This is a genomic window from Streptomyces katrae (assembly GCF_000966975.1).
GTDB lineage: Bacteria > Actinomycetota > Actinomycetes > Streptomycetales > Streptomycetaceae > Streptomyces > Streptomyces katrae.
Genome location: NZ_JZWV01000804.1, coordinates 1 through 9765, shown reverse-complemented (window position 1 = coordinate 9765; position 9765 = coordinate 1). Strand labels below are relative to the sequence as shown.

Here is a 9765-nt window from a genome sequence, read left to right as displayed (position 1 = left end):
ACCTCGTACACCGCCTTGTCCGTCTCGTACGCGCGCAGCAAGACCGGGTCCTCGCGCGGATCGCGGCCGGTGGTACGGGCGTAGCCCTCGCAGAACGCGGCCCGGCAGGACTCCGCCCAGGCGGGGGCGAAGGGCCGGTGCGAGCGGGCGGCGTAGTCGAAGGAGCGCAGTATCCCGGCGATGTCGCGCACGGCCGGTTCGGGGCGGCGGCGGTCGGCCAGCGGGCGGGCGGGCTCGCCCTCGAAGTCGATCAGCGCCCAGCTGCCGTCGGCGGTGCGCAGGGTCTGGCCCAGGTGCAGGTCCCCGTGGATGCGCTGGGCCGGCACCCCGGCCCCCCGGGAGGCGGCCAGGGCGTCGAAGGCGCCGCGCAGCCCGGCCTCGAACGGCCGCAGCGCGGGCACCTCGCGGGCCGTGGCGGCCAGCCGGGCGGTCATCCCGGCGGCGAGCCGGGCCGTCTGCTCGGGGCCCAGGGCCAGGGTGGGCAGGGCGTCGGCCAGGGCGCTGTGCACCTCGGCGGTGGCCCGGCCCAGGGCGTGCGCCTCGGAGGTGAAGTCGGCGCCGGAGCCGAGCCGGCGCAGGGCCAGCTGCCAGCCGTCGTCGGAGCCGCGCAGGTACGGCTGGAGCACGCCCAGGGTCAACGGTTCCCCACCGCCCGGCGCGGCCTCGTACCAGGCGACCGGGGCGGGCACGCGGGCGCAGCCGGCGGCGGCGAGGGCTCTGGGCAGCTCCAGGTCCGGGTTGATCCCCGGGCCGACCCGGCGGAACACCTTCAGGATGTACGAATCCCCGTAGATCAGCGAGGAGTTGGTCTGCTCCCCGGACAGCGGCCGGGCGGTGAGCCCGGCCTCGATCGGGGTGTCCGGGTCCCGGTCGAAGCGCAGCGGGCCCAGGGTGCCGGGGTTGCGCAGCCGCTCCAGCAGCAGGGCGGCGAGCCGGGGGTCGCCCAGGGCGGCGTACACCGCCATGCCCGCGTACGGGCCGGAGCGGGGGTGGCCGATCAGGGCGGGGGCGAGGGCGGGCGGCAGCGGTGAGGGGCGGATGCCCAGCAGCAGTTGGTAGCAGTCCCCGTCCACGTCGAGCAGCAGGTGCAGCATGCCCGGGACGGAGCCCGGTGGCAGCAGCTCGGCCGTCGAGACGGGCCTGACCCGGCCGATCCCGCGCCCCTTGCCCGCGAACCAGCGCTGGGCGGGCAGCCATTCCCTCAACATCGGTTCGAGCGGACCGATCCCGGCGGCCCGGTCGGCCGTGAGCCGGCTCCGGGCGGATGCAGCCTCCGACATGGCGTCGCGTCCTTTCCCCGGGCCGTCACAGAATGCGCAGAGTGTCCCGGATGTGCGGCAGTTGCTTCTCCGGTAAGTGCGAGTGTCGGGTCAGGATGCTCCGTACAGGGGCGGGCGTTGACCCGTTGGAGTGCCCGCCCCGTTCCGGTACCGCGCAGGTTCGCGCGAGTGGCCTACAGCGGGCGCCTACTCCCGGCGCAGGCGGAACCAGTAGAAGCCGTGGCCCGCCAGGGTCAGCAGGTACGGCCATTCACCGATCGGCGGGAAGCGCACGTCGCCCGTGAGCTCCACCGGGACCCGCCCGTTGAAGGACCGCAGGTCCAGCTCGGTCGGCTGTGCGAAGCGCGAGAAGTTGTGCACGCACAGCACCAGGTCGTCCCCGTACTCGCGCAGGAACGCGAGGACGGCCGGGTTGGACGAGGGCAGTTCGGTGTACGAGCCGAGGCCGAAGGCGGGGTTCACCTTGCGGATCTCGATGAGCCTGCGGGTCCAGTGCAGCAGCGAGGAGGGCGACGCCATGGCCGCCTCGACGTTGGTGACCGTGTACCCGTAGACCGGGTCCATGATGACCGGCAGGTTCAGCCTTCCCGGATCGCAGGAGGAGAAACCGGCATTGCGGTCGGGGGTCCACTGCATCGGGGTGCGCACGCCGTCGCGGTCGCCCAGCCAGATGTTGTCGCCCATGCCGATCTCGTCGCCGTAGTAGAGGATCGGCGAGCCGGGCAGGGACAGCAGCAGGGCGGTGAACAGCTCGATCTGGTTGCGGTCGTTGTCCAGGAGCGGTGCGAGCCGGCGCCGGATGCCGATGTTGGCGCGCATCCGGAGGTCCTTGGCGTACTCGGAGTACATGTAGTCGCGCTCTTCGTCCGTGACCATTTCGAGGGTGAGCTCGTCGTGGTTGCGCAGGAAGATGCCCCACTGGCAGCGGTCCGGGATCGCCGGGGTCTTGGCCAGGATCTCCGAGACGGGGTAGCGCGACTCGCGGCGCACGGCCATGAAGATGCGCGGCATGACCGGGAAGTGGAAGGCCATGTGGCACTCGTCCCCGCCGGCCGCGTAGTCCCCGAAGTAGTCCACGACGTCCTCGGGCCACTGGTTGGCCTCGGCGAGCAGGACGGTGTCCGGGTAGTGCGCGTCGATCTCCGCTCTGACCCGCTTGAGGAGCGCGTGGGTGCGGGGCAGGTTCTCGCAGTTGGTGCCCTCCTCGGCGTACAGGTAGGGCACGGCGTCGAGCCGGAAGCCGTCGATGCCGAGGTCGAGCCAGAACCGCAGCGCGGAGATGATCTCCTCCTGCACGGCCGGGTTCTCGAAGTTGAGGTCCGGCTGGTGCGAGAAGAAGCGGTGCCAGTAGTACTGCTTGCGGACCGGGTCGTAGGTCCAGTTCGAGGTCTCGGTGTCGATGAAGATGATGCGGGCGTCCTGGTACTGCTTGTCGTTGTCCGCCCACATGTAGTAGTCCCCGTAGGGACCGTCCGGGTCCTTGCGGGACTGCTGGAACCACTCGTGCTGGTCGCTGGTGTGGTTCATGACAAAGTCGATGATCACCCGCATGCCGCGGCTGTGCGCCGCGTCCACGAACTCCACGAAGTCGGCGAGGTCTCCGAACTCGGGGAGCACGGAGGTGTAGTCGGAGACGTCGTAGCCCCCGTCGCGCAGCGGCGAGGCGAAGAACGGCGGCAGCCAGAGGCAGTCGATGCCCAGCCACTGGAGGTAGTCCAGCTTCTGGGTGAGCCCCTTGAGGTCCCCGACGCCGTCGCCGTTGCTGTCGTGGAAGGAGCGGACGAGGACCTCGTAGAAGACGGCCCGCTTGAACCAGTCGGGGTCGCGGTCCTTGACGGGGGTGTCCTCGAAGGTGTCGGGGACGGGATCGTTGATCATCATGTGGTGGGTGACCCTCCGGTGGGCGGGGACGGTCGCAGGGCGGCCAGGACGTGCGCGGGAGTACGGCCCGGTTCCAGGCGCACGTAGTTCGCCCTGCCCCAGTGATAGGTCTCGCCGGTGAGCTCGTCGCGCACCGCGAGGGACCCGTGCCAGTCGAGGCCGAGTACCGGCATGTCCAACGAGACCGTCGCCTCCTGGGTGTGGTGCGGATCGAGGTTGACGACCACCAGTACGGAATTGCCTCCGGCGTGCTTCGAGTAGGCGATCACCTGTTCGTTGTCGGTCGTGTGGAAGTGGATGTCCCGCAGCTGCTGGAGGGCCGGGTTGCGCCGGCGCAACCGGTTCAGGGCCGTGATCAGCGGGGCGATGGAGCGGCCCTCGCGCTCGGCCGCCGCCCAGTCGCGGGGGCGCAGCTCGTACTTCTCGGAGTTCAGGTACTCCTCGCTGCCCTCGCGCACCGGCTCGTTCTCGCACAGCTCGTAGCCGGAGTAGACGCCCCAGGTGGGGGAGAGGGTGGCGGCCAGGACCGCGCGGACCTCGAAGGCGGGGCGGCCACCCTTCTGGAGGTACTCGTGCAGGATGTCCGGCGTGTTGACGAAGAAGTTCGGCCGCATCACGGAGGCCGAACGGGTCCCGGACAGCTCGGTCAGGTACTCCGTCAGCTCGGCCTTGGTGTTGCGCCAGGTGAAGTACGTGTACGACTGCTGGAAGCCGACCGAGGCCAGCGCGCGCATCATCGCGGGCCGGGTGAAAGCTTCCGCCAGGAAGATGACGTCGGGGTCGGACTTGTTGATGTCCGCGATCACCTTCTGCCAGAAGACGACCGGCTTGGTGTGCGGGTTGTCCACCCGGAAGATCCGGACCCCGTGGTCCATCCAGTGGCGCAGGATCCGGCAGGTCTCCTCGACGATCCCGGCCATGTCGGTGTCGAAGTGGACCGGGTAGATGTCCTGGTACTTCTTCGGCGGGTTCTCGGCGTAGGCGATCGTCCCGTCGGCACGGTGGCGGAACCACTCCGGGTGCTTCTCCACCCACGGGTGGTCCGGGGAGCACTGCAGGGCGAAGTCCAGCGCGATCTCCATCCGGAGGTCACGGGCGCGCGCCACGAAGGCGTCGAAGTCCTCCAGCGTCCCCAGGTCCGGGTGGACGGCGTCGTGCCCGCCCTCCGGGGAGCCGATGGCCCACGGCACGCCGGGGTCCCAACTCCCGGCCGAAAGCGTGTTGTTGGGCCCCTTGCGGAAGGTCGACCCGATCGGGTGGATCGGCGGCAGGTACACCACGTCGAAACCCATCGCGGCAATGGCCGGAAGCCGGTCGGCGGCAGTCCGGAACGTACCGCTCACGGGAGCCGAGCCGGGCTCCACCACCGCTCCCTCGGAGCGGGGGAACATCTCGTACCAGGAGCCGAAGAGGGCCCGCTTGCGCTCGACGATCAGGGGCAGCGCCTTCGCGGAGGTCACCAGCTCCCGGTACGGCCGCCGGGCGAGCGCCGCGTCGACGGCCGGGTCGAGCGCGGCCGCGTAGCGCACCTCGACCGGCCGGTCCTCGTCGCGCATCGCCTCGGCCGCGGCCAGCACGGCCTCGCGCCCGTCGCGCTTGGGAACCTTCGCAGCGGCCCGCTCGTAGAGCTCGGCCCCCTCCAGGAGCACCAGGTCCGTGTCGAGACCCGCCGGGATCTTCACCGCGGCGTGGGCCCGCCAGGTCGCGACCGGATCGCTCCACGCCTCGACGGTGTAGGTCCACCTCCCCTCCAGCTCGGCGGAGACCCGGGCCCCCCACCGGTCGGTACCGGGGGCCAGCTCGCGCATCGGCACCGGCGGCCGCAGCCGCCCACTGGGATCGCGCAGCACCACATGTGCGGAAACGGCGTCGTGGCCCTCCCGGAACACGGTGGCGGAAATCTCGAATACCTCGTCCACCACCGCTTTGGCGGGTCTGGCGCCGCAGTCGACGGCGGGGAGGACGTCCAGCACGGGAATGCGACCGATCATGATGGGATCACCTGGGGGCAGTTCGCAGGGCTCGGTGACGGGCCAGCCGGGATCGCGGCTGGTAGTGCACGCTCTGTTCGCTCTGTTTCTAGCCGCTCGGAAGACGGCTGGGCTGCGGGCATGGCCGCTCCTGTCCGCGTTCACTCGGGTGGCGGGAGAAGGTCGGGGGAGGGTGCGCCGTGCGTGTACCGCGTGTACCCGCTCAGCCCTTCCCAATCTCCCAGCGCCCAATCCGTGCTGTCGGTCAACTACTCGTACGTAGGGAGCGCCCGATTCCCCAAGGCCCTGGTCGACATCGGTCGAGGCTCCGTCAAGTCGGTGATGACCAAGTGACGTCCAACGGGACACCCCCGCACCCCCCGTCACGCTGACACCTCGCGCCCCGTGGGCACCCCCCGGGACCGGGCGGCCCGCCCCGGCCGCCCGCGACCGGACTGACGGTGTTTCAGCACTTCGGAAGGGGTCACCCGGGCGCGCGATCCGCGCGAGAATGCGCGGCATGGGCCTGACCGAGCAGCTCGTGCATCCCAACCCCCGGCAGCGCGCCGACGCCGCCCGCCGGGTGAGCGGAGCGGTGTGGGACCCCGGGGCGGAGGCGGAACTGGCCGGGGTGCTCGTCGAGGCCGCCTGCGCCGAGGAGGACCCCGGCGCACTGGAGGCCCAGCTCGGCGCGCTCGTCGCCGTCGAGGCCGGGATCAGCGACCTCGGGCTCCAGCGGCTCGGCCTCCTGTGGCCCGCGCCGCCCGTGCTGGAACGGCTCCTCGCGCGGGCCGGCCGGCTCCAGGTCTCCGCACCCGTCACCCCCGGCGGGCCCGCCACCCTCGCCGTGGTGCGCTGCCTGCGCGGTACCCCCCGTACCGGGTCGCGGCTGCGCACCCCCGACGGGGCATGGGTGGTCCTCGAACGGATCGAGCTCTACGGGCGGGCCGTCGACCGGCTGGACGCCGGCAGCACCGCCCGGGTGCTGCTGTCCGGGGCCGGCGCCCGCGGACTGGAGGAGTGGGACCGGCTCGAAGCCGACCCCCGCGCCCGGGAGTGCGTCCGCCGGCTGCGGGACCCCGACCCCCGGGTGCGGTGCCTGGCCGCCGAGGAGGCCGCCGACCGGCCCGACGCCTGGGACGGGGACGACGGCCGCCGGCTGTGCGCCGCCCTGGCGCGCGCCGCCGTCGCCGAGACCGACCCGGAAGCGCGGCAGGGCGAACTGCACGCCCTGCTGAGGCTCGGGTACTTCGTCTCCGCGCCCGTCCTCGTCCTGCTGCGCGGCCTCGAACGAGGCCTCGTGGCGCCCTCGCTGCGCCCGTACCTGGACGACCTGTTGGACGAACGGCCACCCGGCGACCGGGTCCGGCGCTAGCCTTCCGGGGGCGTTGCGTGCCTGCACAGCGTGGTGCGGCCGTTCCGATCCGTCATCCCCTGCGAAGGTGGAACACGTGAAGGCTATCCGTCGATTCACCGTGCGCCCCGTCCTCCCCGAGCCCCTCGTGCCACTCGCCGAACTCGCGCGCAACCTGCGCTGGTCGTGGCACACGGAAACCCGCGAACTCTTCCAATCCGTCGACCCCGAGGGCTGGCAGGCCGCCGGCGGCGACCCGGTCCGGCTGCTCGGCTCCGTGTCCGCCGCCCGGCTCGCCGAACTCGCCGCCGACCGGCGCTTCCTGCGCCGGCGCGCCGTGGCCGTCGCCGACCTCGACGACTACGTCCACGGCGGCAGGTGGTACCAGACCCATGAGAACAGCGGCCTCCTCCCCGCCGCCATCGCCTACTTCTCCCCCGAATTCGGCATCACCGCAGCCCTGCCCCAGTACTCCGGCGGCCTCGGGATCCTGGCCGGCGACCACCTCAAGGCCGCCAGCGACCTCGGCGTCCCCGTCATCGGCGTCGGCCTGCTCTACCGGCACGGCTACTTCCGCCAGTCGCTCTCCCGCGACGGCTGGCAGCAGGAGCACTACCCGGTCCTCGACCCCCAGGAACTGCCCCTCTCCCTGCTCCGCCAGGAGGACGGCACCCCCGCCCGGGTGACCCTCGCCCTCCCCGGCAGCCGCTCTTTGCACGCGCACATCTGGCAGGCCCGTGTCGGCCGCGTCCCGCTGCTCCTCCTCGACTCCGACGTCGAGGACAACGACGCCGGCGCCCGCGACGTGACCGACCGGCTCTACGGCGGCGGCAGCGACCACCGCCTCCTCCAGGAGATGCTCCTCGGCATCGGCGGCGTCCGCGCCGTCCGCACCTACTGCCGCATCACCGGCCACCCCGACCCCGAGGTCTTCCACACCAACGAGGGACACGCCGGCTTCCTCGGCCTCGAACGCATAAGGGAACTGGAAGGGGAACGCGGCCTCGGCTTCGAAGCCGCCGTCGAGGCCGTCCGCGCCGGGACCGTCTTCACCACCCACACCCCCGTCCCGGCGGGCATCGACCGCTTCGAGCGCTCCCTCGTCGCCCGCCACTTCGGCGAGGGGGCCGAACTGGCCGGCGTACCCGTCGAACGGATCCTGGAACTCGGCGCCGAGTCCTACCCCGGCGGCGACCCCGGGGTGTTCAACATGGCGGTCATGGGCCTGCGCCTCGCCCAGCGCGCCAACGGGGTCTCCACCCTCCACGGCGCCGTCAGCCGGGACATGTTCGCCGGGCTCTGGCCGGGCTTCGACCCGGCAGACGTGCCCATCACCTCCGTGACCAACGGGGTGCACGCCCCGACCTGGGTCGCCCCCGAGGTGATGCGGCTCGGCGCCCGCCAGATCGGCGCCGGACGCACCGAGGACGCCCTCGCCGTCGGCGGCTCCACCCGCTGGGACGCCGTCGCGCAGATCACCGACCAGGACGTGTGGGACGTACGGCGCTCCCTGCGCGAGCAGCTCGTCCAGGAGGTACGGGACCGGCTGCGCGCCTCCTGGAAGCAGCGCGGCGCAGCCGACGCCGAACTCGGCTGGGTGGACACCGTCCTCGACCCCGACGTCCTGACCATCGGCTTCGCCCGCCGCGTCCCCTCGTACAAGCGGCTCACCCTGATGCTGCGCGACCCCGAGCGGCTGCGCGCCCTGCTGCTCGACCCCGACCGCCCGGTACAGATCGTCGTCGCGGGCAAGGCGCACCCGGCGGACGACGGCGGCAAGCGGCTCGTCCAGGAACTGGTGCGCTTCTCGGACGACCCGCGCGTACGCCACCGGATCGTCTTCCTGCCCGACTACGGCATGGCCATGGCGCAGAAGCTCTACCCGGGCTGCGACGTCTGGCTCAACAACCCGCTGCGGCCGCTGGAGGCCTGCGGGACCAGCGGGATGAAGGCCGCGCTGAACGGCTGCCTCAACCTGTCGGTCCTGGACGGCTGGTGGGACGAGTGGTTCGAGCCCGACTTCGGCTGGGCCATCCCGACGGCCGACGGCCTCGGCACGGACGAGGAGCGGCGCGACGACCTGGAGGCCAACGCCCTCTACGAGCTGATCGAGAACCGGGTGGCCCCCCGTTTCTACGACCGGGCCGGCCGCACCGGGCTGCCCGACCGGTGGATCGAGATGGTCCGGCGCACCCTGGTGTCCCTGGGCCCGAAGGTGCTCGCGGGGCGGATGGTACGGGAGTACGTGGAGCGGCTCTACGCCCCCGCCGCGCTCTCCCACCGCGCCCTGACCGCCGACGCGGCCCGGGACCTGGCCTGGTGGAAGGGGCGCATCCGGGCCGCCTGGCCGAGGGTGGCCGTCGAGCACGTGGAGGCCGTCGCCGCCACGCCCGTGGGCGGCACCGCCGAGCTGGGGGCCACCCTGACCCTGCGGGTGAGGGTGGCGCTCGACGCGCTCGTGCCGGAGGACGTGGAGGTGCAGGCCGTCGCGGGCCGGGTCGACGCCCAGGACGTGATCAAGGACGGGCGGGCCTTCCCGCTCAAGCCCGCCGCCGGGCCCGACCTGGAGGGACGCTGGGTGTACGAGGGCCCGCTCGCCCTCGACCGGACGGGCCCCTTCGGCTACACGGTCCGGGTGCTGCCCACGCACCCGTTGCTGGCGACCCCGGCCGAACTGGGCCTGGTCGCGGGCCCGGTGGCGGAGCCCGACCGGGCGGGCGGAGTCGTGCTGCGCTGAGGCCCGCGCCGTGCCGCGGCCCGGGCGGCGGTGCGGCCCCGGCCGGGTCAGGGGGCGGGCGGAGGGTCCACCAGCCGCCCGTCCTCGACCAGCATCCCGGCCCGCTTGATGGTCCGCAGGTTCGGGATCACCTCCACCTGCCCGACGCCGGGCACCGCGCCGATGCGCTCGGTCAGGTACGTGTACAGCGCGTCGGTGTCCCGGCACAGCACCACGGCCAGCAGGTTCGCCGCCCCCGTGATGGCCGCCGCGAACGGCACCTCCGGGTGGCTCCCCAATGCCGCCCCCACCTCCGCCAGCCGGGCCGGCGGGACGGTCAGCAGCAGCGAGGTGTCCGTTTCGAACCCCAGGTGCTCCGGGATGATCTCCACGTCGAAGTAGACCGCCCCGCGCTCCCGCAGCCGCTCCAGCCGGCGCCGGGCCGTGGACTCCGACAGCCCCGAGGCGCGGGCCAGTTCCGGATAGCCCGCCCGGCCGTCCTGCCGCAGCACCCCCAGCAGTGCCAGCTCGGCCTCGTCGAGGGCGTAGCGCGCCCCCTGGTAC

Annotated in this window: 6 protein-coding genes; 2 read left to right on the top strand and 4 right to left on the bottom strand. The window is 72.6% G+C overall.

The window, feature by feature from the left end; all coding sequences use genetic code 11:
• From VR44_RS26940 to VR44_RS26930, 3 genes are all read right to left on the bottom strand, one after another.
• Window positions 1–1280 (bottom strand): maltokinase N-terminal cap-like domain-containing protein (locus VR44_RS26940; RefSeq protein ID WP_045950206.1); only part of this gene is annotated, 1280 nt, incomplete at its 3' end.
• Window positions 1281–1466: 186 nt separating this feature from the next.
• Entirely contained in the window at window positions 1467–3161 is a 1695-nt protein-coding gene (gene treS / locus VR44_RS26935) for a maltose alpha-D-glucosyltransferase (protein ID WP_045950205.1), read from the bottom strand.
• Window positions 3158–5152, bottom strand: coding sequence for an alpha-1,4-glucan--maltose-1-phosphate maltosyltransferase (locus VR44_RS26930; RefSeq protein WP_063778976.1), 1995 nt, complete (start codon window positions 5150–5152; stop codon window positions 3158–3160). Before VR44_RS26930 ends, treS begins: the two co-directional genes overlap by 4 nt.
• 499 nt (window positions 5153–5651) lie before the next feature.
• On the opposite strand from VR44_RS26930, the gene VR44_RS26925 reads away from it, so the two are divergent.
• On the top strand, window positions 5652–6506 hold the full coding sequence (locus VR44_RS26925; protein ID WP_157880414.1) for a hypothetical protein: 855 nt from the start codon (window positions 5652–5654) through the stop codon (window positions 6504–6506).
• 76 nt (window positions 6507–6582) lie between these two features.
• On the top strand, window positions 6583–9222 hold the full coding sequence (glgP, locus tag VR44_RS26920; RefSeq protein ID WP_045950202.1) for an alpha-glucan family phosphorylase: 2640 nt from the start codon (window positions 6583–6585) through the stop codon (window positions 9220–9222).
• 47 nt (window positions 9223–9269) lie between these two features.
• On the opposite strand, the gene VR44_RS26915 is transcribed toward glgP, so the two are convergent.
• Window positions 9270–9765: Lrp/AsnC family transcriptional regulator (locus tag VR44_RS26915; RefSeq protein WP_045950201.1), on the bottom strand; the 496-nt coding region annotated here is incomplete at its 5' end.